At 64.7% G+C, this 25,385-nt stretch carries 23 protein-coding genes, 1 tRNA gene and 1 pseudogene; 14 read left to right on the top strand and 11 right to left on the bottom strand.

Going from position 1 to position 25,385, the window contains the following annotated elements:
- Nucleotides 1-3: 3 nt before the first annotated feature.
- Both EJ069_RS05570 and EJ069_RS05580 read right to left on the bottom strand, forming a co-directional pair.
- The gene (locus EJ069_RS05570) at nt 4-1,287 is read right to left on the bottom strand and encodes an efflux RND transporter periplasmic adaptor subunit (RefSeq protein WP_126060450.1); all 1,284 of its coding nucleotides are present in this window, start codon (nt 1,285-1,287) and stop codon (nt 4-6) included.
- A gap of 693 nt (nt 1,288-1,980) precedes the next feature.
- A pseudogene (locus EJ069_RS05580) lies at nt 1,981-2,648 on the bottom strand (hypothetical protein).
- A gap of 211 nt (nt 2,649-2,859) precedes the next feature.
- Between EJ069_RS05580 and EJ069_RS05585 the strand changes: the two are divergent.
- The 3 genes from EJ069_RS05585 to EJ069_RS33890 are packed head-to-tail and all read left to right on the top strand — an operon-like array spanning nt 2,860 to nt 5,280.
- Nucleotides 2,860-3,585 (top strand): response regulator, encoded by a 726-nt coding sequence (locus EJ069_RS05585; RefSeq protein WP_126060452.1) that lies wholly within the window; start codon nt 2,860-2,862, stop codon nt 3,583-3,585.
- Entirely contained in the window at nt 3,582-4,826 is a 1,245-nt protein-coding gene (locus EJ069_RS05590; RefSeq protein ID WP_126060453.1) for an ATP-binding protein, read from the top strand. Before EJ069_RS05585 ends, EJ069_RS05590 begins: the two co-directional genes overlap by 4 nt.
- Entirely contained in the window at nt 4,813-5,280 is a 468-nt protein-coding gene (locus tag EJ069_RS33890; protein ID WP_348639358.1) for a hypothetical protein, read from the top strand. The genes EJ069_RS05590 and EJ069_RS33890 overlap by 14 nt, the downstream gene beginning before the upstream one ends.
- A gap of 106 nt (nt 5,281-5,386) precedes the next feature.
- On the opposite strand, the gene EJ069_RS05600 is transcribed toward EJ069_RS33890, so the two are convergent.
- From EJ069_RS05600 to phaC, 4 genes are all read right to left on the bottom strand, one after another.
- A complete protein-coding gene (locus EJ069_RS05600; RefSeq protein WP_126060454.1) occupies nt 5,387-5,638 on the bottom strand; it encodes a hypothetical protein in 252 nt (83 codons plus the stop codon).
- A 136-nt stretch (nt 5,639-5,774) separates the two neighbouring features.
- Nucleotides 5,775-5,849, bottom strand: a tRNA-Glu gene (locus tag EJ069_RS05605).
- A 473-nt stretch (nt 5,850-6,322) separates the two neighbouring features.
- A complete protein-coding gene (locus tag EJ069_RS05610) occupies nt 6,323-7,495 on the bottom strand; it encodes a YcbK family protein (protein WP_245456443.1) in 1,173 nt (390 codons plus the stop codon).
- Nucleotides 7,496-7,821: 326 nt separating this feature from the next.
- Entirely contained in the window at nt 7,822-9,657 is a 1,836-nt protein-coding gene (gene phaC, locus EJ069_RS05615) for a class I poly(R)-hydroxyalkanoic acid synthase (protein ID WP_126060456.1), read from the bottom strand.
- A 97-nt stretch (nt 9,658-9,754) separates the two neighbouring features.
- Between phaC and EJ069_RS05620 the strand changes: the two genes are divergently transcribed.
- The 5 genes from EJ069_RS05620 (at nt 9,755) to recJ (ending at nt 15,879) form a co-directional block, all read left to right on the top strand.
- The gene (locus EJ069_RS05620) at nt 9,755-10,162 is read left to right on the top strand and encodes a hypothetical protein (protein WP_189476185.1); all 408 of its coding nucleotides are present in this window, start codon (nt 9,755-9,757) and stop codon (nt 10,160-10,162) included.
- A gap of 50 nt (nt 10,163-10,212) precedes the next feature.
- Nucleotides 10,213-11,430, top strand: a complete 1,218-nt coding sequence (locus tag EJ069_RS05625) for an LL-diaminopimelate aminotransferase (RefSeq protein ID WP_126060457.1) — start codon at nt 10,213-10,215, stop codon at nt 11,428-11,430.
- A gap of 42 nt (nt 11,431-11,472) precedes the next feature.
- Nucleotides 11,473-12,786, top strand: a complete 1,314-nt coding sequence (locus tag EJ069_RS05630) for a homoserine dehydrogenase (RefSeq protein WP_126060458.1) — start codon at nt 11,473-11,475, stop codon at nt 12,784-12,786.
- Between the two features lie 185 nt (nt 12,787-12,971).
- Nucleotides 12,972-13,955 (top strand): class II fructose-bisphosphatase, encoded by a 984-nt coding sequence (gene glpX, locus EJ069_RS05635; RefSeq protein ID WP_126060459.1) that lies wholly within the window; start codon nt 12,972-12,974, stop codon nt 13,953-13,955.
- Between the two features lie 139 nt (nt 13,956-14,094).
- Complete coding sequence (gene recJ, locus EJ069_RS05640) at nt 14,095-15,879, top strand: single-stranded-DNA-specific exonuclease RecJ (RefSeq protein WP_126060460.1); 1,785 nt, start codon at nt 14,095-14,097, stop codon at nt 15,877-15,879.
- Between the two features lie 12 nt (nt 15,880-15,891).
- Here recJ and EJ069_RS05645 read toward each other — a convergent pair whose 3' ends face one another.
- The 3 genes from EJ069_RS05645 to folE form a co-directional block, all read right to left on the bottom strand.
- Nucleotides 15,892-16,857 carry a patatin family protein gene (locus EJ069_RS05645; protein WP_126064634.1) on the bottom strand — a complete coding sequence of 322 codons (966 nt, stop codon included), beginning with the start codon at nt 16,855-16,857 and terminating at the stop codon, nt 15,892-15,894.
- Nucleotides 16,858-16,941: 84 nt separating this feature from the next.
- On the bottom strand, nt 16,942-17,400 hold the full coding sequence (gene hisI, locus EJ069_RS05650) for a phosphoribosyl-AMP cyclohydrolase (protein WP_126060461.1): 459 nt from the start codon (nt 17,398-17,400) through the stop codon (nt 16,942-16,944).
- A gap of 40 nt (nt 17,401-17,440) precedes the next feature.
- On the bottom strand, nt 17,441-18,073 hold the full coding sequence (gene folE, locus EJ069_RS05655) for a GTP cyclohydrolase I FolE (RefSeq protein WP_040981569.1): 633 nt from the start codon (nt 18,071-18,073) through the stop codon (nt 17,441-17,443).
- A gap of 236 nt (nt 18,074-18,309) precedes the next feature.
- On the opposite strand from folE, the gene EJ069_RS05660 reads away from it, so the two are divergent.
- On the top strand, nt 18,310-18,756 hold the full coding sequence (locus tag EJ069_RS05660) for an iron-sulfur cluster assembly scaffold protein (RefSeq protein ID WP_126060462.1): 447 nt from the start codon (nt 18,310-18,312) through the stop codon (nt 18,754-18,756).
- 8 nt (nt 18,757-18,764) lie between these two features.
- Here EJ069_RS05660 and EJ069_RS05665 read toward each other — a convergent pair whose 3' ends face one another.
- Nucleotides 18,765-19,670 (bottom strand): LysR substrate-binding domain-containing protein, encoded by a 906-nt coding sequence (locus EJ069_RS05665; RefSeq protein ID WP_126060463.1) that lies wholly within the window; start codon nt 19,668-19,670, stop codon nt 18,765-18,767.
- Nucleotides 19,671-19,761: 91 nt separating this feature from the next.
- Between EJ069_RS05665 and EJ069_RS32645 the strand changes: the two genes are divergently transcribed.
- The 3 genes from EJ069_RS32645 (at nt 19,762) to blaOXA (ending at nt 21,308) form a co-directional block, all read left to right on the top strand.
- Nucleotides 19,762-19,920: a hypothetical protein gene (locus EJ069_RS32645; protein ID WP_189476188.1), complete on the top strand. Its 159-nt coding sequence runs from the start codon at nt 19,762-19,764 to the stop codon at nt 19,918-19,920.
- A 61-nt stretch (nt 19,921-19,981) separates the two neighbouring features.
- The gene (yidD, locus tag EJ069_RS05670; protein ID WP_126060464.1) at nt 19,982-20,350 is read left to right on the top strand and encodes a membrane protein insertion efficiency factor YidD; all 369 of its coding nucleotides are present in this window, start codon (nt 19,982-19,984) and stop codon (nt 20,348-20,350) included.
- Between the two features lie 145 nt (nt 20,351-20,495).
- Nucleotides 20,496-21,308, top strand: coding sequence for a class D beta-lactamase (blaOXA, locus tag EJ069_RS05675; RefSeq protein WP_126060465.1), 813 nt, complete (start codon nt 20,496-20,498; stop codon nt 21,306-21,308).
- A 6-nt stretch (nt 21,309-21,314) separates the two neighbouring features.
- Here blaOXA and EJ069_RS05680 read toward each other — a convergent pair whose 3' ends face one another.
- Complete coding sequence (locus EJ069_RS05680; RefSeq protein ID WP_126060466.1) at nt 21,315-22,148, bottom strand: SAM-dependent methyltransferase; 834 nt, start codon at nt 22,146-22,148, stop codon at nt 21,315-21,317.
- A 226-nt stretch (nt 22,149-22,374) separates the two neighbouring features.
- On the opposite strand from EJ069_RS05680, the gene thrS reads away from it, so the two are divergent.
- Both thrS and EJ069_RS05690 read left to right on the top strand, forming a co-directional pair.
- Entirely contained in the window at nt 22,375-24,351 is a 1,977-nt protein-coding gene (thrS, locus tag EJ069_RS05685) for a threonine--tRNA ligase (protein WP_126060467.1), read from the top strand.
- An 83-nt stretch (nt 24,352-24,434) separates the two neighbouring features.
- Nucleotides 24,435-25,376: a lysophospholipid acyltransferase family protein gene (locus EJ069_RS05690; protein WP_126060468.1), complete on the top strand. Its 942-nt coding sequence runs from the start codon at nt 24,435-24,437 to the stop codon at nt 25,374-25,376.
- Nucleotides 25,377-25,385: the final 9 nt, after the last annotated feature.

Genomic DNA, 25,385 nt, shown 5'->3' on the forward strand with positions numbered 1-25,385 from the left:
GCTTCAGTTCCCGGTTGCGCCGGAGGCCGGCTGCTTGGCGGCACCGGCGGCATTGCCGCCGGCGGAGGTCGCCGAGGCGGAATTCTGCTCGCGGTCCTTGATCTCGCCGGTCGTTTCGTCGATCGTCACCTCGACCGCTGTCGCGTCGCCTCCGGCGCGCACCAGCTGCAGGCCCTCGACGATGACGCGGTCGCCGTCGCCGACGCCGGAATCCACCAGCCAATTGTTGCCGACGCTGTTGCGCACGCTGAGCACGCGCTGCTCGACCTTGCCCTGGGCATTGACGACCATGGCCGTCGCCTGGCCCTTGGGGTCGCGGGTGACGCCGCGCTGCGGCACCAGGAAGCTGTTTTGGGCGACGCCTTCCTCGACGATGGCGCGCACATACATGCCAGGCAAGAGCAGGCGGTCGGGATTGGGGAACTGGGCTCTGAGCGCGAAGGTGCCGGTCGACTGGTCGACATTGGCGCCGGTGAATTCCATCTTGCCGTTCTGTGCATAGATGGTGCCGTTGTCGAGCTTCAGCTTGACGCTGACATTGGACCCGCTGAATTTCAGCCGGCCTTCGTTGATCGCCTGTCGCAGATTGAGCAGATTGGTGCTCGACTGCGTGACGTCGACATTGATTGGATCGAGCGAGCGAATGGTGGTCAGCACCGTTTCCTGGTTGGCGGTGACCAATGCTCCCGGCGTCAATGTCGATTTGTCGATGCGGCCGGCGATCGGCGCGGTGATCGAGGTGCGATTGAGGCTGATCTTCGCGGTTTCGACGCTGGCCTTGGCCGCTGCGACGTCGGCCTGCGCCTGCGCCAGCGTCGCGGCGGCATCATCGTAATCCTGCTTCGAGACGACGTTCTGCTTCAGCAGCCCGGCATAGCGGTCGAACTTGGCCTGGGCGGTGGGCACCGCGGCTTCAGCCTTCTGCTGCGTCGCGACGGCGCTGTCATAGGCGGCCTGATAGCTCGCCGGGTCGATGAGGTAGAGCGGCTGTCCGGCCACCACCTCGGCGCCTTCCTGGAACAGCCGCTGCCGGACGATGCCGTCGACCTGCGGGCGCACCTCGGCGATGAGCGAGGCGGCGGTGCGTCCCGGCAGTTCGGCCGTGATCGCGACCGATTGCGGATGCAGCGTCACGACGCCGACCTCGGGCCTGCCGGCACCCCCCATGCCGGCCGGCACCTGGCTCTTCTCCTGCGAGCAGGCCGCCAGCAACAGCACGGTGCCAAACAGCGCGAGGACCGCCATGCGGCGCGTCGGCAAGGAATGCTGGCTGAATGAAATGCGCATGGCCCGGATCATCTTTCGCTGGAGTTGCTAAGGCCGCCCGATGGCTGACGCAGGCGCATTGCAGAGCCATTGGGCGACGGGCACCTATGAGGGAGGCGTGGGACAAGCATGGAAGGGCGGGGAAAGCCGTTATCGGTCGCGGCAACCACGATGGGTCTTCGCGGTTGGGCGCCGGAGTACCGCGCCTGGGCGTCCAGCAATGAGCCGAAGCGGGTCATGTCGCGCTCCTTTTGCGCGGCCAGGATCGTTCGACGAAGGGGCCGAATGAGCGGCCGCAACGCCCGCCGGCATCAGTATGCCAATCCGTGCCAATAAACCAAGTGCCCTTGCCGATCGGAGGGGCGCGCCTTCAGCGCGGTCGGCCGAGATGGATATCTCCATGGAAGTCCGATTTGTGCGATTTGCTGTGCGGTTTTCGAGGTTTGGCGGCGGGGTCGGCAGCGCGAGGCGGTATCCGGCGAAGCTCAGCCGTATCGCGCCCTTGAGCGTGCGCCGCGCAAGGGCTGGCTGCGGAACACGACGCCTGGGTGTGAAGCGCGGAGCTGCAGACGCGATCAGGCGCAGCATCATCAAAGCTTCCCACATAGTGTTCTCCGTGCGCTTCGCGAAGCCGCTGCCATGTGAGACGCTGCCTTGATTGGAAACCGGCCGGCCCTTGAACGGGTGGGTCAGAGGGCCGGCCGGCGCAGCCGGTCAGAGTTGCTCGCCACTCCGGGGTAGGGGTGGAGGGAGCTGTCCATGATCAGGCAGACCTCCGGGGCCGGCTGCATCCGGCGGATCGCCCCATGGACCGGGGGGTGGCCATGAGGCCGGTCCGCCGAAGCGAGGATTTCGAGCTGTTCGGGCGTCAGCTTGGCACGCAGCACCCCGATGGCGTCCTTGAGCTTGGCGGCGGAAGCGGCGCGTTTGGTCACCTCGTCGGCCAGCTTTTCCTGGAAGGCGAAGGGATCGCGCTTTGCCTGATCCGGCTCGCCACCGGCGGCGGCGTCAGGCGAGCGGCCGGGCGGGGCGAAATCGGGCCGCGGCGGTGGCGCCAGCACCGCCTGCAGCGCGCTGGTATAGTCGCGCCAGGCATCGAGCTGCTCGGAGCGGATGCCGATCCGGGTCTCGAGCGCAGCGAGCCGGGCAGCGAGAAATTCGGGCGGCGGACCCATGCGACGCGGGCCGAAATCTTCCGGGCCTTGACGCATCGCCCAGCGCTGACCGGGCCACGGCTTCATCGGGCCGGGACCGGCATCGTCTTGGCGGCCGATTGCCGGCGGCTCGTCGGCGGGCGCAGCGCCGGGCTCCGGCTGGCCGGCGAACACCGGGTGGACGGTCGCGACCGAGAACAGGCCGAGCGCCAGAAGTCTGCTTCGCATGACGTGATCCTTTCCTGCATGCTTCGGATGCCAGGAGGATAGGAAGCGTCTTTTGCCGCTTTGCTTCGGCGCGTTGCCGAAGGTTTCCAGAAAAAGGAGATTTGTTTCCGAATGTTTCCGACGGGGTCTTGGAAACGTTCCGTTGCAATTTTCCATGCCGCTTGGCGGCGTCGCTCCCTATAATCAGGAATGAAAAGGCAAGCGGGCAGACATGCAGGCACAACCCCACATCCTCGTCGTGGACGACGATCGCGAGATTAGGACGCTGCTCGGGCGCTATCTTGACGGGCAGGGCTTTCGCGTGTCGGTAGCGGCGGACCGGCGCGAATGCGAGCAGAAGCTCGGCTCCGGCCAGTTCGACCTGATCGTGCTCGACGTCATGCTGCCGGACGGCTCCGGTCTCGACATCTGCCGGAGCCTGCGCGATCGCAAGCCGCACATTCCGGTCATCCTGCTGACGGCGCTGAAGGAAGATGTCGACCGTATCATCGGCCTGGAGCTCGGCGCCGACGACTACCTCGGCAAGCCGTTCAACCCGCGCGAGCTTTCGGCCCGCATCCGCGCGGTGCTCAGGCGCTCGGCGCCCGAAGAAGCCGCCCCGCCCAAGGTTCGCGTCTATCATTTTGCTGGCTACAGGCTGGAGCCGCACACGCGAAAAGTGATGGATGCCGATGGCGCCCTGGTAGACCTGACCGGCGCGGAGTTCGATCTGTTGCAGGTCTTTCTCGATCGGCCGGGACGGCTGTTGTCGCGCGACCAGCTGCTCGATCTGACGCAGGGGCGCGAGCGCGAGCCACTCGACCGGTCCGTCGACGTGCTGATGAGCCGGCTGCGCCGGAAATTCGCCGAAGCGGGCGAGGAGGCATTGTTCAAGACCGTGCGCAATGGCGGCTATCAGCTAACCGCGCGGGTCGAAACGGCGGAGACCGAAGCGTGACTTCGCTACGCCGGCGGCTGATCATCCTGCTCGTCGCGTCGATCCTCGGCGTGGTCGGCCTCGCCACCTTCGTCGCGGTAAAGGTGCTCGGCGGACCATCGCCGGAGCTGACGATGGGGCCGCTGGCGCACCAGATCCAATATATGATGCAATTGGTTCCAGGCCACATGCCGAGCAGCGGCGATGCGCCGGTGACGATCAGCGATCGTCCGGCGCCCGGTTTCGAGGACCGCAAGCACACGCGGGTGCTGAACGACATGCTGCGCCAGAACGGTCTCGATGTTTCGGCGGTCGTCAGCCGCACGGCCGGGCAACCCGGGATGATCGCCTCGGTCGCTTTGCCTGACCATCGCTGGATGATCGTCGATGTTCCCGACGTGGGCCCGCCGCGCGATGTCTGGTACGGGTTCGCCGGCTGGATGGCCCTGATCGTGCTCGGCGCCACGCCAGTGTCGATCTATTTCACCGGCGTGCTGGTTCGGCCGCTGGAAATGCTGGAAACCGCCGTCAGCAAGATCGGCTCGGATGGCATGCTGGCGACTTTGCCGGAGAAAGGCTCGGCCGAGGTGAGGGCCACCGCCCATGCGCTCAACGAGCTGTCGGCAAGACTGAAGACGGCGATGGAAAGCCGCATGCGCCTGGTCGCGGCGGCCGGCCACGATCTCAGGACGCCGATGACCAGGATGCGGCTCCGCGCCGAATTCCTCGAGGAGGACCGCGAGAAATGGTTGAGCGACCTCGACGAGCTCGACCGTATCGCCGACAGCGCCATCCGCCTCGTGCGCGAAGAGGTGAACCAGGATGCGGTCGAGCCGGTGGAACTGGACCGGATAGTCCGCGATATCGAGGTCGAAATGGTCTCGCTCGGCCATGCGGTGACGATCGACCATCTCGACCATGTATTCGTCAAGGCCGGCGCGCTCGGCTTGCGCCGGGCGCTGCGCAACCTGATCGTCAACGCCGCTACGCACGGCAAGAGCTGCACCATCGCCCTTGCGCGGCGAGGCGGCCAGGCGGTTCTCACCATCGCCGACCGCGGCGCCGGCATTCCGCCGGACCTGTTGAACAAGGCCTTCGAGCCGTTCTTCCGGGTCGATCCGGCGCGCACGCAGTTCATCCCCGGCGCGGGGCTGGGTCTCGCCATCGCCAAGGAGATCATCGAGCGCTATGGCGGCTCGATCACGCTGGAGAACCGGCCGGGGGGAGGCTTGCTGCAGACAGTGGTTTTTGCAACAGCCTGACCTCGAACGTCATTTGTCCTCGGGCGGCAATTCCAGGGTTTGGGCGCGGGGTTTCAACTGCTTTCAAGGCTTCGCTCGCTGCATCGTGACCGCGCCGCCGTTGCGGAGCGGCATCGCACGATGCGAATTTGGCGATACGATGTTTTGCGAGGATGCCACCATGCCCATAGGCAAGATTGCGTTTTGCGCGGCAGCGATGATCGTTGCCGCCACAAATTTCGCCGATGCACGACCCGACACGCGCACAATGACCTGCGCGCAGACCCAGGCGCTGATCCAGAGCCGGCATGCGGTGGTGCTGACCACGGGGGCGAACACGTATGAGCGCTATGTCCGCCAGTTCGGCAATGAGTGCGATGCTCCCTACGTGCCGATGGTCGATTATGTCCCGACCCGTGACGGGCAGTGCATGGTCTATCGCTGCGAAGAGCCGGCGCCGATGGTTCCGGATTGATCTGAGGCTGCCGCTTCTCTCTGCTGGGCGCCTGCTTTTTCTGAGCTTCAAGCGACCTGACGACGGCGACGGCCTTCTGTTTTCCGCCGCAAGCGCCCGCTGCCACTCATTTGACCTTCTTGATCTCCGGGCCGGTCGGCTGGTCGGTCGCTGGGGCCGGCGTGCAATCCTGCCCTTTGCACTCCAAAGCGGGGTCGTTCCTCGGCGGCAGGCAGTTCTGTCCCTCACAGTGAACGGGCGGCAGTTGTTGCGCCACGTCGCCGTTCGACTGAGCGGGCTGATCCTCGCCGCGGACGGGCTGCAGCCCGGCCAGGCCGGTCATTGCCGCGCATAAGAGAATTGTCAGAAGCAGGTTCATCCGCGCCTCCATGGCGAGGCAGAACTCTACACCGTCTGATCGCTGCCAACATGCGTCACCCAGCAACGCCGTTAATGACGCGTTTCGGCCCCGAGAGCGCGAGGTGCGGGATTCGGCCGTTCAGGGAGGATAAGACTGGTACGCCCAAGGGGAATCGAACCCCTGTTACCGCCGTGAAAGGGCGGTGTCCTAACCGCTAGACGATGGGCGCGCTCAGACGAAGCGGCTTATAATTGCGTTGTCGCCAACCGGCAACCCATCTGCCGCCACATGCGACAACTTTTTTCAAAGGGCTGCAAAAGCCGGCTTTTCGGGGCAGGGCAGGGTTCCGGCCGCATTCGGTCACGCACCCTTGGAGATTGGCTGGGACGCCAGTCGCGGTCGTCATTCTATGGCGGAGCAAGGAGCGAAGCGACGCGGCGCAGACCATAGAATCCATTCCGTGACGCTGACGTATCGCATCGGTGCAGAATCTGCGCCGCTCTACCCTACGGTTGAGGTAACGGCATGGATCCTCGGGTCTGCGCGTCCGCTTGACTCCCGCTCCGCCCGTGGATGACGAAGTTCAGTAAGCTTCAGCCAATCGCAAACGTCGCTGACGGTTTGTCGAAACAAACGGCGGCGTCGGCGGTTATCGGCTCTCAATCGGTCAACCCGGCTATGCGCACTGGGCCAAGCCGAGTATCAGCCATCCTCGCCGCCGCCGCTGCGGCGACGGCAGCGCCAGTTCCAGTCGCGCTCGGGGCCGACGTCGATATGGACGGATTCGGTGTGGCAGTAAGTGCCGACGCCGCCGCGGCCGGGCATCGAGCGGACATAGCTCGCCAGCTCCCACTTCGAGACGCCGGGCAACTGGATGTCGGCAGCGGCGCAGTACATGTGCAGCGAGTTCTTGGCGCCGTTGGCGCGGCGGTTGCGCGAGGGATCGCGGTAGCCGGAGGTGACGACCATCTTGCGGCCGAAATGGCCCTCGATCGTCTTCAGCACCCGCACCAGCGACGGTTTGAGGCAGGCGACGTCGACGCTTTCGTTCTGCTTCAGCAGGCCGTTGGGGGCGAGCCTTGCCATGCCGGCAGCCGAGGCCACCTGATAGGAACCGCCGCCGCCCTCATCCTCGTTGAGGTCGACGTCGCTCTCGTCGTCAATGCCGGACTTGCGCTTGATCTCGAACAGCGCGGTCTGGCGCACGCCGGGAAGGGCATCGGCGCCGGTGATGTGATAGCTCGGGTCGTCCAGCGAGGCGAGCTGCACCGGCTTCGCGGCGGGCGTCGCGGAGGCCAGCTCAACGATCGGCTTGGCGGGGGCGGGCGCGGCGGTTGCGGTCTTGGCCTGCGCCGCCAGTTGGTCGCTGGAGCGCGAATTGATCAGCGGCGCCGGCGCGGCCGAGGCCGGTGTGGTGCTGAACAGCGAGGCGAACAGGCTCTTCTTCGGCGCGGCGACCTGCGGCTGCGCCGGCTCGCCCGCGGTGACATAGACGCCGTTGCTCATGGCCTGCGTGGTCGCCTGCGCCTTGGACGCAATGGCGGCGGCATCGCCGGCGGCGACCTGCTGGGCGACGGCTTGCGTCTGTTCCGCGGTCTGCGCCGGCTGAACCAGCGGTTGCGGTGTGTTGCCGGCAATCGCGGCGGCGCCCGTAGGCACGGCGACGTCAGGGAAGGTGGCTTGCGGCCGCGTCTCCGGCACATAGGCGACCTTCTCGGGCAAAGGCGTGTCGCCTTCGCTCATCACGGTTGCTGCAACATCGGTGGTCGCGGATGCCACTTGGGCCGACGAATCGGCGCTTGTTGCCGTCTTGGTGCCGGACGTCGCGCTCATTTCGGTGGCGGTTGAATTGTAGGCCGGCGAAACGACCGACATGGTCGGGTCGCCGGTCGATGTGCAGGAGGCCAGAAGCACGGAGAAAAGCGCTGCCGCTATGCTGCGACCTTCCCTTCGTGCAAGACGCCAACCTACTGATTTCAAAATAAATTCCCCCTCGGCATCCGGTCGGTCCGTCATCGCCGCGCCACTCCAGCATCGCGCCGCGATAACCCTCCTGTTCCCAACCGGAAACGGGACATGTGTCCAATCTGCAAGCCTCGGAATTAATCTGCGTCGGAAGGCGATTTGAGGCTGTGAAACGATTGACGCCACCATTTCGCCCTGTTTTGGCGGCCCGTCAACTCACCAGACATTACAGTCCGTTACACACGCACCTTGACATAGGTGCCCGGCGCATCTCCCAAGGTTTTCATACGCTTGCCGGGTTCGCGGGCGGGCACGCGGATGTTGTCCTGGTTCTCGATCCAGTGCTGCCAGTGCGTCCACCAGGACCCCGGATGCTCATGCGCCGCGGCGAGCCAGGCGTTGAAATCGCCCACCGGCTTGCCGCCGGTCCAGTACTGATATTTCCTGGCGGCGGGCGGGTTGACGACGCCGGCGATGTGGCCGGAACCCGCCATCACATACTCCACGTCGCCGCCGAAGAACCGCGAGCCCAGGAACACCGAAAGCGCCGGCGCGATGTGGTCTTCCTTCGTGGCAAGGTTGTAGACGGGGATGGTGATGTCGGCCAGCGACACCGTGCGCCCGGCTAGCTCCATCGTGCCGCGCGAGAGATTGTTCTCGAGATAGCAGTTGCGCAGATAGAAGGAGTGGTTGGCCGCCGCCATGCGCGTGGAATCGGAATTCCAGTAGAGCAGGTCGAAGGGCAGGGGTTCCTTGCCGCGCATATAATTGTTGATGACATAAGGCCAGATCAGGTCGCCCGAGCGCAGCATGTTGAAGGCGGTGGCCATCTTGGTGCCTTCGAGATAGCCCTTCTCGCTCATCGAGCGCTCGACGGCGGCAACCTGGTCCTCGTCGACGAAGACCTTGAGGTCGCCGGCATAGGTGAAATCGACCTGGGTGGTGAAGAAGGTGGCCGATTTGACGCGGTTGTCGCCTTCCTGCGCCAAGAGCGCGAGAGCCGCGGCAAGCAGCGTGCCGCCGACGCAATAGCCGATGGCGTTGACTTCCTTCTCGCCGGTCGCCTTCTCAACCATGTCGAGACCGTATTGCAGGCCTTCGCGGATATAGGCCTCCCAGCCCTTGGCGCCATGGCGCTCGTCCGGGTTGATCCAGGAGATGACGAAGACCGTGTGGCCCTGCTCGATCGCCCAGCGGATGAAGGATTTCTGCGGGTTGAGGTCGAGGATGTAGAATTTGTTGATCCATGGCGGGCAGATCAGCAGCGGCCGCTTCAGCACCGTTTCGGTCACCGGATCGTACTGGATGATCTCGGCGACATCGCTGCGTCCGATGACCTTGCCGGGCGTGGTGGCGATGTTCTTGCCGATTTCGAAAGGCGTGTAGTCGGCCTGGCGCAGCTTCAGGTCGCCGCGGCCGGCGGCGATGTCCTCGGCCAGCATCTTCATGCCGCGGACTAGGTTCTCGCCATTCGAGGCGACCGTCTCGCGGAACAGCTCCGGATTGGTCAGGATGAAGTTCGACGGCGCGATCGCGTTCGACACCTGCTTGACGTAGAAGCTCGCCTTGTGGCGGGTGTGGTCGTCCAGGCCCTCGGCGTGCTCGACCAGCTCGTTCGCCCAGCGCGAGGTGACGAGATAGGCCTGCTTGAGGAAATCGAAGAAGGCGTTGCGGCCCCATTCGGGGTCCTGGAAGCGCTTGTCGCCGCGCTCGGGCTGAACCGCGTCCTGTGGCGCCTCGGCATTGGGATTGACCTTCTGGATGGCGTTCGCCCAGACCGTCATATAACCGGCGAAGAGCCGCGTCTGGGCTTCGAGCGCGCGCTGCGGGTCGCCAAGCCAGTACTCCGAGAGCTTGGAGAACGTCTTGACCATGTCGACGACCGGTTCGGCGACATGATCGCGCACCTCACCCTTCTCGCGCGGTTCGGTCCAGGCGGAAGCCGCCTTGCCGGCCTGCTCGATCATGCGGGCCATATTCAAGGCGAAGCGCTCGGGATCCTTCACCAGATATTGCTCGATGGCCGAAGGTCCGCCATTTTCCGCTTTGTCCGAATCGTCAGGTTTGGACATGGTCCGCGGGGTTCCTCCCGGAGCGTTTTCTTGACATATTACCATGGGACATCTGACCGGGTCCAATTCGCAGTAACCCGGCTGCCAGGAAAACAATATGACGATTAATGTTGGCGGGATTTTTTTTCACAGGCTCGGTTCGATCTCCCGCAAGGCGGTCCTGGCCGCGCTGGTCGGCGTGCTGCTGCCCGCTGGCGGCTGCACCAGCACCGGCACCAACAATGCAGCGCCGACGGCCGTTACCGAAGGCCCGAAGGACACCGGCTCCTACCCGAACCTCAACATCCCGCCGCAGGTGGCCGCCAAGCAGTTCACCAAGGAGGAGACCGCGGCGAACCTGGCCAGGCTCAAGGCCGAGCAGCAGGCGCAGGCTGCCAAAGGCGGCAGCGTCAAGGCGCCGGCGAATTCCGCGGCGCTGAAGACGCTTGCCAAGACGCATGGCGGCGACACGCTGAAACAGATCGAGGGCAAATGCGACCCGACCCTCGACCCTAACTGCAATTAGGTTTATATCGCGCGCCGAAAGCGCCCCCTTCGATCGTGTCTGGAACTCCAATGGAAGAATTTCACAAGGTCCGCCGGCTTCCGCCTTACGTGTTCGAGCAGGTCAACCGGCTGAAGGCCAGCGCCCGTTCGCGCGGCGCCGACATCATCGACCTTGGCATGGGCAATCCGGACCTGCCGACGCCGAAAGCCATCGTCGACAAATTGTGCGAGGTGGTGCGCGATCCGCGCACGCATCGCTATTCGTCCTCGCGCGGCATTCCGGGCCTGCGCCGCGCCCAAGCCAACTATTATGCCCGCCGCTTCGGCGTGAAGCTCAACCCCGACACCCAGGTGGTGGCGACGCTCGGCTCGAAGGAAGGCTTCGCCAACATGGCGCAGGCGATCACCGCGCCGGGTGACGTCATCCTGTGCCCCAACCCGACCTATCCGATCCACGCCTTCGGCTTCATCATGTCGGGCGGCGTCATCCGCTCGCTGCAGGTCGAGCCCGATGACGGCTTCATCCCGGCGGTCGAGCGCGGTATCCGCCACTCGATCCCGAAGCCGCTGGCGCTGATCCTCAACTATCCGTCGAATCCGACGGCGCTGGTCGCCTCGCTCGACTTCTACAAGGACGTGGTCGCCTTCGCGAAGAAGAACGACATCATCATCCTGTCCGATCTTGCCTATTCCGAAATCTATTTCGACGGCAATCCGCCGCCTTCGGTGCTGCAGGTGCCGGGCGCGATGGATATCTGCGTCGAGTTTACCTCGATGTCGAAGACCTTCTCCATGCCTGGCTGGCGCATGGGCTTCGCCGTCGGCAACGAGCGGCTGATCTCGGCGCTGACGCGGGTGAAGTCCTATCTCGACTATGGCGCGTTCACGCCGATCCAGGTGGCGGCCGCGCATGCGCTGAACGGCGACGGCGCCGACATCGAGGAGGTGCGCGAGGTCTACCACAAGCGGCGCGACGTGATGGTCGATTCCTTCGGCCGCGCCGGCTGGACCATTCCCGCGCCCGCGGCTTCGATGTTCGCCTGGGCGCCGATCCCGGAACAGTTCCGCCATCTTGGCTCGCTCGAATTCTCCAAGCTGCTCATCGAGCATGCGGATGTCGCGGTGGCACCGGGCATCGGCTTCGGCGAGCATGGCGACGATTATGTGCGCGTGGCGCTGGTCGAGAACGAGCACCGGATCCGCCAGGCCGCGCGCAACATCAAGCGCTTCCTGGCATCGACCGCCAAGCAGCCCAACAATGTGGTGCCGCTCGCCGCTCGGCGCTGAGTCTGCCTGATATTTCTGGATTTTTGAGGGGCGTCGCCGGACATGGCTGAAGCGTTGCGTGTTGGAATTGCCGGCCTCGGCACGGTTGGCGCCTCGGTGGCGCGCGTGCTGCGCGACAAGGCGGCCGAGCTCACCCGCCAGTGCGGACGCGATATCGTCGTGACGGCGGTTTCCGCCCGCGACCGGAAACGCGATCGCGGCATCGACCTCAACGCCGCGGCATGGTTCGACGATCCGGTCCAGATGGCCGAAAAGGCCGACATCGACGTCTTTGTCGAGCTGATCGGCGGCGACGAAGGACCGGCGCGGCTGGCGGTGAAGGCGGCGCTCGAGGCCGGCCGGCATGTCGTGACTGCCAACAAGGCGCTGCTGGCCAAGCATGGCGTGGCGCTTGCCGAGATCGCCGAGAAGAAGGGGGTTCTGCTCAATTACGAGGCGGCGGTGGCCGGCGGCATCCCTGTCATCAAGACGATGCGCGAGGCAATGGCCGGCAATGCGGTGACGCGTGTCTTCGGCATCCTCAACGGCACCTGCAACTACATCCTGACCCGCATGGAGGCCGGGGGCATCTCGTTCGATGCCTGCCTGAAGGACGCGCAGCGACTGGGCTATGCCGAGGCCGATCCGACATTCGACATCGAAGGCCACGACACGGCGCACAAGCTGTCGATCCTGACCAGCCTTGCCTTCGGCACGAAGATCGCCGCCAACGACATCTATATGGAAGGTATCTCCAACATCAGCCAGGCCGACATCCGCGCCGCGGCCGATCTCGGCTACCGCATCAAGCTGCTCGGCGTCGCGCAGCGCACCGACAGCGGCATCGAGCAGCGGGTGCACCCGACGATGGTGCCGACGGCGTCCGTCATCGCGCAGGTGCATGGCGTCACCAATGCGGTGGCGATCGAGACCGACATTCTGGGCGAGCTCCTGCTTTCCGGTCCAGGCGCCGGTGGCAACGCCACCGCGTCGGCGGTGATCGGCGACATCGCCGACATCGCCAAGAGCCGGCCCGGGTTCCAGCACGCTCCGGTGTTCGGCTGGCCGGCGAAGGAACTGAAGCCTTACAAGAAGGCGCGCATGCGCAGCCATGCGGGAGGGTACTTCATTCGCCTGACCGTGCATGACCGCACCGGTGTCTTCGCGGCCATCGCAAAGCGCATGGCCGACAACGACATCTCGCTGGAATCGATCGTCCAGCAGGCGGCCGGCGCGGAGACCCAGGCGCAGAAAACCGTCATCCTCGTCACCCACGAGACGACGGAAGCCGCGGTGCGCAAGGCGGTCGAAGGCATCACCAAGGACGGCCATCTGACCGACAAACCGCAAGTGATCCGCATCGAGCGGGCGGAATAAGCCAGGTCCGATTCCGTCTTCAATCGATTGATTTTGCTGTCATTTCGAAAAATGACGGGCTAGGTCTTGCCGTTGTCATGGAGCTTTGCCAGAAGAAGCCCGCCTCTGGCGGGAGGCGGAGCAATTCCGGTGCTCAACCGTTCTGGGATTGCTCGACGCTAACAGACAACGAGGATTGCCCATCCATGAACATCGCCCAGAACATCGCTGCCGGCCTCGACCGGATCCTCACCATGGAAGTGGTGCGCGTCACCGAGCGGGCCGCCGTCGCGGCCGCCAGGCTGCGCGGGCGCGGCGATGAGAAGGCAGCCGACCAGGTGGCGGTCGACGCGATGCGACAGGAGCTCAATCGCCTCGCCATCAAGGGCACGGTGGTGATCGGCGAGGGCGAGCGCGACGAGGCGCCGATGCTCTATATCGGCGAGGAGGTCGGCACCGGCAAAGGCCCGGCGGTCGACATCGCGCTCGATCCGCTGGAAGGCACCACGATCTGCGCCAAGAACCTGCCCAATGCGCTTGCGGTCATCGCCATCGCTGAAAAGGGCAGCCTGCTGTTTGCGCCCGACGTTTATATGGACAAGATCGCCATCGGCCCCGGCTATCCGGAAGGCTTGATCGACATCGACGCCTCGCCGGCCGAGAACCTCGCCAATCTGGCCAAGGCCAAGGGCGTGGCCGTTTCCGACATCACGGCCTGCATCCTCGACCGGCCGCGTCACGCCAAGCTGATCGACGCCGTGCGCGCCACGGGCACGGCGATCCGGCTGATCGGCGACGGCGATGTCGCGGGCGTCATCCACACCACCGATCCGGACGAGACCGGCATCGACCTCTATCTCGGCACGGGCGGCGCGCCGGAAGGCGTGCTGGCGGCGGCGGCGCTTCGCTGCACCGGCGGGCAGATGCTGGGCCGGCTGATCCTCGACACGCCGGAAAAGGTGGCGCGGGCTGAGAAGATGGGCATTTCCGACCCGAAGCGGGTCTATCGCGCCCAGGACATGGCGCGCGGCGACGTGCTGTTCGCGGCGACCGGCGTCACCGACGGCAATCTGCTCGACGGGGTGAAGTTCGGCCGCACCTTCATCACCACGCATACCATCGTGCTGCGCTCGTCCTCGCGCACGGTCCGCGAGATCAAGGCGCGCCACCAGGATCTGGATAAGTTCTGATTTCGCCCATTTGAGCGCTACCGCGGCGTTCCGGGGAAAAACCTTCCACACTTTTCCCCGGATTGCTCGCCTGCGCCGAATTGCTCCCGCCGTCGCATATTGATATCTGCCCAAAGATGATGTGCAGACGGCGCGTCGCATGACGGGCGAGAAACGGTTCTTCCTCGATGTCAGGCAGTCGGCGACCGGTGTTTCCTGGCAACACCGGCTGACCGAGCGGCAGGACATGGCCGCCTTGGCGATCGCGCAGGGCCACGGCGTGCCCGATATCGTCGCGCGGGTGCTTGCCGGGCGCGGCGTCAGCGCGGAGCAGGCCGAGCGCTTCCTCGACCCGACCATTCGCGAGCTTCTGCCGAACCCGGCATCGCTGACGGACATGGACAAAGCGGCGGCGCGGCTCGCCGATGCGATCGTCGCGCGCGAGAAAGTGGCAATCTTTGGCGACTATGACGTGGACGGCGCCGCCTCGTCGGCGCTCCTGAAACGCTTCCTCACGCATTTTTCGGTGCCGTCGGAAATCTATATCCCGGACCGCATCTTCGAAGGCTACGGGCCCAACCCCGAAGCGATGCGGGAACTGATCTCGCGCGGCGCCAAGCTGATCGTCACCGTCGATTGCGGCACCAACAGCGCGACCTCGATCGAGGCGGCCAGGGAAGCCGGCGCCGACGTCGTGGTGCTCGACCACCACCAGGTCGGCGGGCCGCTGCCGCCGGCGGCGGCCGTGGTCAATCCCAATCGCGAGGACGATTTGTCGGGGCAGGGGCATCTGTGCGCCGCCGGCGTCGTCTTCCTGTGCCTTGTACAGACGGCAAAGCTGCTGCGCGAAAGGCTGCCGGAGGCCGCGCCCGTTGATCTGCTTTCAATGCTCGATCTGGTGGCGCTGGCGACGGTGTGCGACGTGGTGCCGCTCACCGGCGTCAACCGCGCCTTCGTCGTCAAGGGGCTGCAGGTGTTGCGCCAGCAGAAGAATGAGGGGCTGGCGGCGCTGGCGCGGGTCTCGCGCATCGGCGAGCCGATCAACACCTTCCATCTGTCCTTCCTGATCGGGCCCCGGATCAATGCCGGCGGCCGCATCGGCGACGCGGCGCTCGGCAGCCGGCTTTTGGCCACCGACGATCCCGTCGAAGCGGCAAGCATCGCCGAGACGCTCGACCGGCTGAACCAAGAACGGCAGCAGATGGAGCAGGAGATGCTGGCGCAGGCGCGCGCCGAGGCTGATGCCGAGCTTGCCGGCGGCAACGGTCCGGCGGTCATCGTCACGGCCAGCAACAGCTGGCATCCGGGCATCGTCGGGCTGATCGCCTCGCGGCTCAAGGATTATGCGCGCAGGCCGGCCTTCGCCATCGCCTTCAATTCGACCGGCATCGGCACGGGCTCCGGCCGTTCGATGACCGGCTTCGACCTTGGCCGGCTGGTGCGCGAGGCGGCCGCGGCCGGGCTGATCGTCAAGGGCGGCGGCCATGCGATGGCGGCCGGCATCACCGTCGAGCGTGCCAAGCTCGGCGAGTTGCGCGCCTTCTTCGAGGAGCGCGCCGCGGCCGATGTCTTCCGGCTGCAGAACGAGGAAAGCCTGGCGATCGACGGCGCCCTGGCCGCCGAGGGCGCCACGATCGCGCTGCTCGACGCGCTGGAGAAAGCCGGCCCGTTCGGCGCCGGGCACATCGCGCCGGTCTTCGTGCTGCCGCGCCACCGGCTGACCGACGCGCGCGCGATCGGAACCAATCACATCCGGGTCGACCTGCAGTCGCAGAGCGGCGGCAACATCCAGGCGATCGCCTTTCGCGCCGTCGACACTGCGCTCGGCGAATTCCTGTTCAAGAACAGGGGCAGGACCGTGCACGTCGCCGGTTCGCTGTCGGGCAATTACTGGAACGGCAACCGCACGGTGCAGTTCCGCATCAGCGACGCGGCGCTGGCGTAGCAATCGGGAAATTCAGACCAGAACGGACTGCAGCCGGGTCAGCTCGCTGATCTGGGACATCGTCGCCTGGTAGCCGAGGCTGATCGCCTCGTCGGCGCGGTGGAATTCGGTGAGGCCGATATGGCTGAGCTTCGGCTGCAGCGACATGTCGGGCGGATCGCCGGCGAGCCTGGCGCGCGAAATCCGGTCCTGGATGATGTTGAAGGCTTCGACCATGACGCCGGTGATGCCGAGGCGGCTCTGGTGCGACTGGGGATTGACCTGGCCGGGTCGCGGAGCGTCTTTCTCGACGACCAGCTCGCCGGCGCTGTGCTTGATGACGGCGGCGCGTCCAAACAGGTCATAATGCAGGTTGACCGCCACGACGAGCGGCTGCTCGTAGGCGCGGCAGACCGAGACCGGCACCGGATTGACCAGCGCGCCGTCGACCAGCATGCGGCCGTTGCAGGCCACCGGCTCGAACACCCCAGGCAGCGCGTAGGAAGCGCGCATGGCGGTGACAAGCGAGCCGCTCGACAGCCAGATCTCATGGCCGGTGCGGATTTCGGAAGCGACAGCGACGAGGGGTTTCGACAGATCCTCGAAACGGGCGCCGTCGAGGTGCTCGCGCAGGCGCTGGTCGAGCTTCATGCCGCCGAACAGGCCACTGCCGCGCAGATTGAGATCGAGCAGGCCGAAGATGCGCCGCTTGGTCAGGCTCCTGGCGAACTCTTCCAGCTCGTCGAGCTTGCCGGCCAGGTAACAGCCACCGACCAGCGCGCCAACCGAGGTGCCGGCGATCATCGAGACTTCGATGCCGGCCTCGTCAAGCGCGCGCAGCACGCCGATATGGGCCCAACCACGGGCGCAGCCGCCGCCAAGCGCCAGCGAGATGCCCGCTTTCCTGCCTGGTTTCGGATCGGGCACGCCGCCGGACGATGCGGGGCCGTTGGCCTCACGAACGTCAGGTTTGCTGCGCAATGACGCCCATTCGAGCATCATGATCTCCCTTGTCCCATATCCCTTCTACCGCAAGGATATTTGAGAATAGTGAATTTGAGTGGTTTGTGAATATTGAATGGTTCACACCGGCTTCCGATACGTTTCTTCCGCATCGAACAGCGGCCTGCTGCCGTCGCCGGCAAGCGTCGCTTTGCCGTCATCCAGCCCCACCGTCCGATAAAAACAAGAACGCCGTCCGGTGTGGCAGGTTGCGTCGTGGCCCAACACTTTCACGCGCAACCATATCGCGTCCTGGTCACAATCCGTGCGCATCTCCACGACCTGCTGGAAATTGCCCGAGGTCTGGCCCTTCTTCCACAGCGCATTGCGCGAGCGCGACCAGTAGTGGGCAATGCCGGTTTCCAGCGTAAGCGCCAGCGCCTCGGCATTCATATGCGCGACCATCAACAGCATGCCGTCACCGGCATCGGTGACGACGACGGTGACGAGGCCCGCGGCGTCGAAGCGCGGAGAAAAGACGGAGCCTTCCTCCAGCGCTTTCTTGCTTGAGGGAGCTTTTGGAAATTCGACTGCCGACATCGCCGGTCCTTACGTGTTTTGGCCGGCGACGGCCGGCAAATCAGCCGCCTGCGCGCACCATGGTTACGAAGCGGACCTGCTCCTCGGGCGTATCCTTGAAGACGCCGGTGAAGGTCGAGGTCAGCGTGGTCGAGCCCTGCTTGCGGATGCCGCGCATGGCCATGCACATATGCTCGGCCTCGAGCATGACGGCGACGCCGCGCGGGTTGAGCACGTCCTGGATGACGCCGGCGATCTGCGCGGTCATCGCTTCCTGCGTCTGCAGGCGATGGGCGAAGATGTCGACCACGCGCGCGATCTTCGACAGGCCGACGACCTTGCCGTCCGGCAGATAGCCGACATGCGCCTTGCCGATGATCGGCACCATGTGGTGCTCGCAATGCGAATGGAACTTTATGTCCTTGACGATGACAAGGTCGTCATAGCCGGCAACCTCCTCGAAAGTGCGGCCAAGCTCGTCGGCCGGGCACATGTCGTAGCCGTTGAACATCTCGCGGAAGGCTTTGGTGACACGCTTCGGCGTATCGACCAGGCCTTCGCGGTCCGGATTGTCGCCGGTCCAGCGCAGCAATGTGCGCACGGCGGCTTCGACCTCGGCTTCGCTCGGCCGGTCGGTGACGGGCTTGTCCAAATATTGTGAAGGGGGCATGATTTTCTTGATGACGGCATCCATAAAGGCGTCTCCCGTAGTCCCACTCAAAGGTGGGACGAGTTGAACGGACCATGACCTTTTGGGTGAAAATCGCCCATTTCCATCCCGCAAGCGGCGTGAACAGCGGGGCAACGAAGGCAGCTTCCAGCCGCCTTGTCGATGCCCGACTGCCACCATTATATATGGTTGGAGCGGAGCGAAAGGAAGACGCGAGAGCGGCAAACCCTGTTCGCTGGGCGGCGACGGATTGGAAAAATATGATCGACGACGTCTACAATGCGAAAATTCTCGGCTTCGCCGGAAATATCGGGCGTATCGGCCGGCTCGATCATCCCGACGCGACCGCCAGGGCGCATTCCAAATTGTGCGGCTCGACCGTGACCGTCGACCTCAAGATGGACGGCGATGTGGTCACCGATTTCGCCCATGACGTGAAGGCCTGCGCGCTCGGCCAAGCCTCGTCCTCGATCATGGCCCAGCATGTGGTCGGCGCCAAGGCCGGCGAATTGCGCGCGGTCCGCGAAACCATGCTGAGGATGCTGAAGGAAAACGGCGCGCCGCCGGAAGGACGGTTCGCGGACCTCAAATATCTGGAACCGGTGCGCGACTACAAGGCGCGTCACGCCTCCACCATGCTGACCTTCGACGCGGTGGTCGACGCGATCGGCCAGATCGAGAAGAAACGCGCCGGACAGGCGGCCTAAGGACAAGGCTAGGCCGTTCTCCTGGTCACAGCGAATTCGCTTCGGATCCAGTCGGCGAACGCCCTGGCCGGCTCCGGCAGGTTCTTCAAACTTCTGGCCACCAGCCAATAGGCGCCGGAAGCGACATCGATATCGAACGGCTTGATCAAAGTCCCCGAAGCGAGTTCCTCGCCGACCTGCAGGAGATCGCCGAGCGCCACGCCATGGCCGAGCAACGCGGCCTGTTTGGAAAGCGAGACGTCGGTCAGCATCGGGCCGCGCGCGGGGATCGCCTCGGCGGGCACGCCGGCCGCCTGGAACCAGCGCGCCCAGCCCTGGCGGTTTTCCTCATGCAGCAGCGTGTAGTGGCGAAGGTCGATCGGCTTTTCCAGGGGAGGGCCGGCGGCAAGCAGCGCCGGCGACAGGACCGGTGAATCGACGGTCGAGGCCAGGCGCTCGGCCTCGCTGCGCGGCCATGACGTGGCGTGCGCGCTGAAACGCAAGGCGAGCTCGGGCTGATCGCTGCGGAACTCGATCGGCCGTGGATCAACTTCGAGGGAAACGTCGATATCGGGTCGAAGTTGGCGAAAGCGATTGAGCCGTGGCACCAGCCACACCGCGGCGAGCGACGGTTCGACGCTGACGCGCACGACGGCTTGCGCTGGCGAGGCCGTGAGCTCGGAAAGCACGCGGTCGATATCGTCGAAGCTTCTCACCAATCGGCCGAGCAGCCGATGTCCCGCATCCGTCAGTTCGACGCGGCGATGGAGGCGCAGGAACAGCGGTCTTCCCAGAAAGGTCTCGAGCTCGCGTATCTGCCGGCTGATCGCGGCCTGTGAGACATAAAGCTCCTCTGCCGCCCGGCTGAAGCTCAAATGCCGGCCGGCCGTCTCGAAGCTTCTCAATGCCGTCAGCGGCAGGCGGCCCCGCTTCATTCGCATAACCTCAAGTTATCCGAGACGGAAATTATACTCGTTTGAGGAGGAAGGCCAGCGGCAGTCTAATCCGTGTCAAAGGAGACCTGCCATGAACGAGTTCCTGGCCATTTTCAGCGACGTGGTACGGATAGCGACCTTCCAATGGCATGGTGGAGTCGTGCGCGACGGCCGCCATGACCGCCGCGATCTTCCTTCCCACCATCGCCCATGGACCGGCAGCCATCCCGTCCGGCGCTCCAGGGGTTAAGGGCATTGCGTTTCAGCGCCGAAGCCCACATCTATCGCGCAGTGAAACAGGCTGCGGAGCGATGGGCGACCATCACGGACACATGCACCGGCCGATCCAGCAGGGACGCAATTGGCCGGGGCCATGGCGCAAGACGCCCGGGCGCATCCTCGGCACGTCACTCGTGCGCCTTTATCAGCTGACGCTTTCAGGCTTTGTCGGCAACAGTTGCCGGCACCTGCCGACCTGCTCCGAATACGCGCATGAGGCGATCGCCCGCCATGGCCTGTGGGCCGGCGGCTGGATGGGGCTGTTCAGAATCTCACGCTGCGGGCCGTTCGGAACGCACGGCATCGACCGTGTGCCGGAGGTGCTTGCGGCGCGCTATGTCTGGTTCATGCCCTGGCGCTACTGGCGGATCGGCAAAAGGCGCAGCGAAACCGAAATCTGATTGCTTCGCCGTCACGCGCGACCCGGATTTTAACGGTCCGGTAGGGTTAACGCGAAGCTGCGCAAACATTGCCAATTTGAGACAAAATCGAGACAAGTCGCGTCGCTAAGCCGCTCCCGCAATCTCATACCGGAGTGACTTCGCCATGCACCAGATGGACCGCTATCCCTTCATTTTTGCCATCGTCCTTTTCCTTCTGGCCTGGATGCTCGGCTTGCCGGTGCGGGCGCAATCGGCGCCGCTCGACGACATCCGCTGCACGCTGATCCAGGATGCGCAAAGCGGCGCCACGCTTTACCAGGACGGCGTCTGCGACCAGCGCGTCAGCCCGGCCTCGACGTTCAAGGTGCCCCTGGCGCTGATCGGCTATGACGCAGGCATCTTAAGCGACGCGCACACGCCGAGCTGGGACTACAGGCCGGAATTCAAGGCGGCGAAGCGGGACCAGAAGGCCGTCGATCCGACGATCTGGGAACGCGATTCCATCGTCTGGTATTCGCGCGAGATCACGCGGCGGCTCGGCGCCGAGAAGTTCGCCGGCTACGTGTCGAAATTCGGCTATGGCAACAAGGACGTCTCGGGCGATGCCGGCAAGGACAACGGACTGACGCAATCCTGGATCAATTCCTCGCTGGAAATATCGCCGGTCGAGCAGACGGCGTTCCTGCGCCAACTGCTCGCCGGCAAGATGCCGGTTTCGGCGAAGGCGCATGAAATGACCAAGGCAATCCTGCCGACCTTCGCGGCAGGAGACTGGACGGTGCAGGGCAAGACCGGCAGCACCAGGCTTGGCCAAGACGGCAGGCGCTCGCTTGGGTGGTTCGTCGGCTGGGCCGAGAAGGACGGCCGCCGCATCGTCTTTGCAAGGCTGGTTCTCGACACCAAGCGTACCGACGAGCCGAAAGGTCTCGCGACGCGCGCGGCGTTCCTGAAGGATTTGCCGCAACTGGTGAAGTAGCCTCTCTCAGACGCTGCGGCGGGCGCGCAGGATGTGTCCGCCGGAATTGCTTTTGGTGCTAGGGGACCTGGCAAAGCGCGCGGCAATATCGCCGTTGTCGAGGTCTTCGATGTCGTCGAAGCCAAGATCGGCGAGGGCCTTTGCCAATTCATCGGGAACGAAGAAGCTGATCCAGGGCTCGCCGACCGCCGCGACGCGCGCCGCGTAGAAGGCAAGCGTCGCCCGGCCCGCCGCGTCACGATCCTCGGCCGGCTCGCTGTAGTCGAAGACGACCTCCGAGCCGGGGAGACCGGCAATGTAGCCAAGCGTGGCAAAAATCGCTTCGCGCGTCAGGTAGGGCACGACGCCCAGCCAGATGAAGAAGCTCGGCTCGTTCGTTTTCAGACCTGCCGCCGCCAATTCGCCTGCCAGACTCTGGCGTTCGAAATTGACCGGCACGAAGGCGGCGCCGGCCGGCTCGGCAAGACCGGCTTCGGCGATGCGTTGGCGCTTCCAAGCCTGTGTCGCCGGGTGATCGACCTCGAAGACCGCGAGGTCGGGATATGGATTGCGCAGCGCAAAAGTGTCGAGGCCGGCGCCAAGCACCACGACTTGGGCGACGCCGCGTCGCACCGCCGCCGCTAGCCAGTCCTCGGCGAGGCGGGCGCGTGAGGCAACGAACAGGCGCATGCGGCGCCCATGCTCGTCTTCCTGAGAGAGTTCCCCGGCGTTCGGCGCGGCCTCGCCCAGAATCGGGAGCGCGTAGGGATCGCGAAACAGCGCCGCTTGCGGTGAGAATTGATGAAGGGCCCGCAAGCGCGCGACGCGCAGGGCGGTTCGGCTTGGGGATGCGTCTTCCATAGTTCGTATACAAGCTGCGCCGCGCTCTGTTCACAAGCCCGCGCGAAGCGCCTGCGACACTACTGGCGACATTTCCTGACGGGCCGCTCTTTACCTGACGCGGCACTGCCTCTAAAACCGCGCCGCTGCCGGACGCCTCCGGCTAACCCTCTGCATGCAGCAACGCATCCTGCGACATGCATTTCACCACCCGCGCTCGTTTGCGGGACTGGATAGGAGAATTCTGATGCCGAATTCCGTTTCCCTGACATTTCCCGATGGTTCCGTCCGCGACTACGACGCGGCGCTGACCGGCGCTGGCCTTGCCGAGTCGATCTCAAAGTCGCTGGCCAAGAAGGCTGTCGCCTACAGCCTCGACGGCACCGTGCGCGATCTTTCCGATCCGCTCGGCTCGTCCGGCAAGGTCGAGATCATCACCCGCGAGGATCCGCGCGCGCTGGAGCTCATCCGTCATGATGCGGCGCATGTGCTGGCCGAGGCCGTGCAGGAGCTGTGGCCGGGAACGCAGGTGACGATCGGGCCGGTGATCGAGAACGGGTTCTACTACGACTTCGCGAGGAACGAGCCGTTCACGCCGGACGATTTTCCGGTGATCGAGAAGAAGATGCACGAGATCATCCAGCGCAACAAGCCGTTCACCAAGGAGGTGTGGTCGCGCGAAAAGGCGAAGAAGGTCTTCGCCGAGAAGGGCGAGCGCTACAAGCTCGAGCTGATCGACGCCATCCCTGAGGACCAGGACCTCAAGATCTACGCTCAGGGCGACTGGTTCGACCTCTGCCGCGGTCCGCACATGGCTTCGACCGGGCAGATCGGCAACGCCTTCAAGCTGATGAAGGTGGCTGGCGCCTATTGGCGCGGCGATTCCAACAATCCGATGCTGACGCGCATCTACGGCACCGCCTGGGCCGACCAGGCGCAGCTCGACGCCTACCAGACGCTGTTGGAAGAGGCCGAGAAGCGCGATCACCGCAAGCTCGGGCGCGAGATGGACCTGTTCCATTTCCAGGAAGAGGGGCCTGGCGTCGTCTTCTGGCACGCCAAGGGCTGGAAGATGGTGCAGAACCTCATCAACTACATGCGCCGGCGCCTCGACGAGCACGGCTATCAGGAAGTCAACGCGCCGCAGGTTTTGGACAAGAGCCTGTGGGAGACGTCGGGACATTGGGGCTGGTATCGCGACGCGATGTTCAAGGTGACCGTCGCCGGCGACGATACCGATGACGACCGCGTCTTCGCGCTGAAGCCGATGAACTGTCCGGGACATGTGCAGATCTTCAAGCATGGGTTGAAGTCCTACCGGGAACTGCCCGTGAAACTTGCGGAGTTCGGCAATGTGCATCGCTACGAGCCGTCCGGCGCGCTGCACGGGCTGATGCGCGTGCGCGGCTTCACGCAGGACGACGCGCATATCTTCTGCACGGAGGAGCAGCTGGCCGCCGAGTGCCTGCGCATCAACGACCTGATCCTGTCGACCTATGCCGATTTCGGCTTCGACGAGGTCAGCGTGAAGCTGTCGACGCGGCCGGACAAGCGCGTCGGCACCGACGAGGCCTGGGACCATGCCGAGGCGATCATGAGCAATGTGCTGGAGACGATCCGCACGCGCTCCGGCAACCGCATCAAGACCTCGATCAATCCGGGCGAGGGCGCCTTCTACGGGCCGAAATTCGAATATGTGCTGAAGGACGCCATCGGTCGCGAATGGCAGTGCGGCACCACGCAGGTCGACTTCAACCTGCCGGAACGCTTCGGCGCTTTCTATATCGGCTCGGATTCGGAGAAGAAGCAGCCAGTGATGGTGCATCGCGCCGTCTGCGGCTCGATGGAGCGGTTCCTCGGCATCCTGATCGAGAACTATTCCGGCCATTTCCCGCTGTGGTTCGCACCGCTGCAGGTGATGGTGGCGACGATCACCTCGGATGCGGACGAATATGCCTTGAAAGTCGTCGACCGGTTGAAGGCCGCAGGGCTGCTCGCCGAAGCCGACCTTCGCAACGAGAAGATCAACTACAAGGTGCGCGAGCATTCTCTCGCCAAGGTGCCGGTCATCCTCGTCTGCGGCAAGCGCGAGGCGGAAGAAGAAACCGTCAATGTCCGCCGGCTGGGCTCCCGCGACCAGGAATCGCTGAAGCTCGAGGACGCGGTGAAGGCTCTCGCCGACGAGGCGGTCTCGCCGGATCGCAAGCGTCGCGCGGCGGCCTGACATACCGACACTTTCTAAAATGGCGGTGGCCGGTCCACCGCCATTTTCATATGCCTGTCACGCCAGCCCTGTAACGAGCCGCCATGCTCAAATTGAAACCGCGGGAAAGACGTTTTCCCGAGCTCTCCTATGCCAACCCGCATCAGCCGGTGCTGACGCGCTGGTTCATCCATTCGGTCGAGGGTTTGTCCGGCCGCGACCGTTTTGCCGTGCTTTATGACTTCTGGCGCAGGCAGGTGGTGCCGACCGGCGACCGCGTGTTCAGCCGTATGCTGGAACTGATCGACGTCAAGGTCCGCAACGCCGTGCAATGGCCGCCGGCGGCGCTGCCGGACACACCGCTGGTCATCGTCGCCAACCATCCCTTCGGCATCGGCGACGGCATTGCCGTGCTGTCGCTGGCCGAGCAGCTCGGCCGGCCTTTCCGGGTCATGATCCACAAGGATCTGCTCAGGATCCGCGAGATGGAGCCCTATTCGCTGCCCATCGATTTTTCCGAAACGAAGGAAGCGCTGAAGAACAACATGGCTGTGCGCCATGAGGCCGTGCGTCTGCTGAAGGAAGGCGTCACCATCGTCGTGTTTCCGGCCGGCGGTGTCGCCACGGCGCCGAAGGGTTTCGGCCGCGCCATCGACCTGCCGTGGAAGATGTTCCCGGCCAAGCTCGTCCAGGACGCCAAGGCCTCCGTCATCCCGATGCATTTCTCCGGCCAGAACGGCCGCCTGTTCCATCTCGTCAGCGGCCCGATGAACATGGCCGAGCGTGACAACCGCGTGGCGAAGTTCATCGGCAAGGCGTCGCTGACGCTGCGCACCTCCTTGCTCATCCGCGAGTTCGCGCGGCTGTCGGGCAAGGCGATCGAGGTGCGCATCGGCGATGTGCTGAGATGGAGCGACCTCGAGCCGCTGCGCGACCGCAAGGCGCTGCTCGATCGGCTCTATCGGGCGGTGTTCGACCTGTCGGCGCCTTCCGCGCAGCGCACCCGCGTGCCGTTCCTGCCGAAGCGGATGCGCAAGGCGGCCTGACAGCTCAGA

The sequence above is a fragment of the Mesorhizobium sp. M2A.F.Ca.ET.043.05.1.1 genome (assembly GCF_003952445.1).
Taxonomy (GTDB): Bacteria; Pseudomonadota; Alphaproteobacteria; order Rhizobiales; family Rhizobiaceae; genus Mesorhizobium.

Bases quoted from the DNA above. Each gene is read 5' to 3' on its own strand.
- EJ069_RS05570 (WP_126060450.1), bottom strand. From the start codon at position 1,287: ATGCGCATTTCATTCAGCCAGCATTCCTTGCCGACGCGCCGCATGGCG.
- EJ069_RS05585 (WP_126060452.1), top strand. From the start codon at position 2,860: ATGCAGGCACAACCCCACATCCTCGTCGTGGACGACGATCGCGAGATT.
- hisI (WP_126060461.1), bottom strand. From the start codon at position 17,400: ATGTCGGCAGTCGAATTTCCAAAAGCTCCCTCAAGCAAGAAAGCGCTG.
- blaOXA (WP_126060465.1), top strand. From the start codon at position 20,496: ATGCACCAGATGGACCGCTATCCCTTCATTTTTGCCATCGTCCTTTTC.
- EJ069_RS05680 (WP_126060466.1), bottom strand. From the start codon at position 22,148: ATGGAAGACGCATCCCCAAGCCGAACCGCCCTGCGCGTCGCGCGCTTG.
- phaC (WP_126060456.1), bottom strand. From the start codon at position 9,657: ATGTCCAAACCTGACGATTCGGACAAAGCGGAAAATGGCGGACCTTCG.
- EJ069_RS05645 (WP_126064634.1), bottom strand. From the start codon at position 16,857: ATGCTCGAATGGGCGTCATTGCGCAGCAAACCTGACGTTCGTGAGGCC.
- thrS (WP_126060467.1), top strand. From the start codon at position 22,375: ATGCCGAATTCCGTTTCCCTGACATTTCCCGATGGTTCCGTCCGCGAC.
- glpX (WP_126060459.1), top strand. From the start codon at position 12,972: ATGAACATCGCCCAGAACATCGCTGCCGGCCTCGACCGGATCCTCACC.
- EJ069_RS05600 (WP_126060454.1), bottom strand. From the start codon at position 5,638: ATGAACCTGCTTCTGACAATTCTCTTATGCGCGGCAATGACCGGCCTG.
- yidD (WP_126060464.1), top strand. From the start codon at position 19,982: ATGGGCGACCATCACGGACACATGCACCGGCCGATCCAGCAGGGACGC.
- EJ069_RS05620 (WP_189476185.1), top strand. From the start codon at position 9,755: ATGACGATTAATGTTGGCGGGATTTTTTTTCACAGGCTCGGTTCGATC.
- EJ069_RS05610 (WP_245456443.1), bottom strand. From the start codon at position 7,495: ATGTCGGTCGTTTCGCCGGCCTACAATTCAACCGCCACCGAAATGAGC.
- EJ069_RS05625 (WP_126060457.1), top strand. From the start codon at position 10,213: ATGGAAGAATTTCACAAGGTCCGCCGGCTTCCGCCTTACGTGTTCGAG.
- EJ069_RS05630 (WP_126060458.1), top strand. From the start codon at position 11,473: ATGGCTGAAGCGTTGCGTGTTGGAATTGCCGGCCTCGGCACGGTTGGC.
- EJ069_RS05665 (WP_126060463.1), bottom strand. From the start codon at position 19,670: ATGAAGCGGGGCCGCCTGCCGCTGACGGCATTGAGAAGCTTCGAGACG.
- folE (WP_040981569.1), bottom strand. From the start codon at position 18,073: ATGGATGCCGTCATCAAGAAAATCATGCCCCCTTCACAATATTTGGAC.
- EJ069_RS05660 (WP_126060462.1), top strand. From the start codon at position 18,310: ATGATCGACGACGTCTACAATGCGAAAATTCTCGGCTTCGCCGGAAAT.
- EJ069_RS32645 (WP_189476188.1), top strand. From the start codon at position 19,762: ATGAACGAGTTCCTGGCCATTTTCAGCGACGTGGTACGGATAGCGACC.
- EJ069_RS05690 (WP_126060468.1), top strand. From the start codon at position 24,435: ATGCTCAAATTGAAACCGCGGGAAAGACGTTTTCCCGAGCTCTCCTAT.
- recJ (WP_126060460.1), top strand. From the start codon at position 14,095: ATGACGGGCGAGAAACGGTTCTTCCTCGATGTCAGGCAGTCGGCGACC.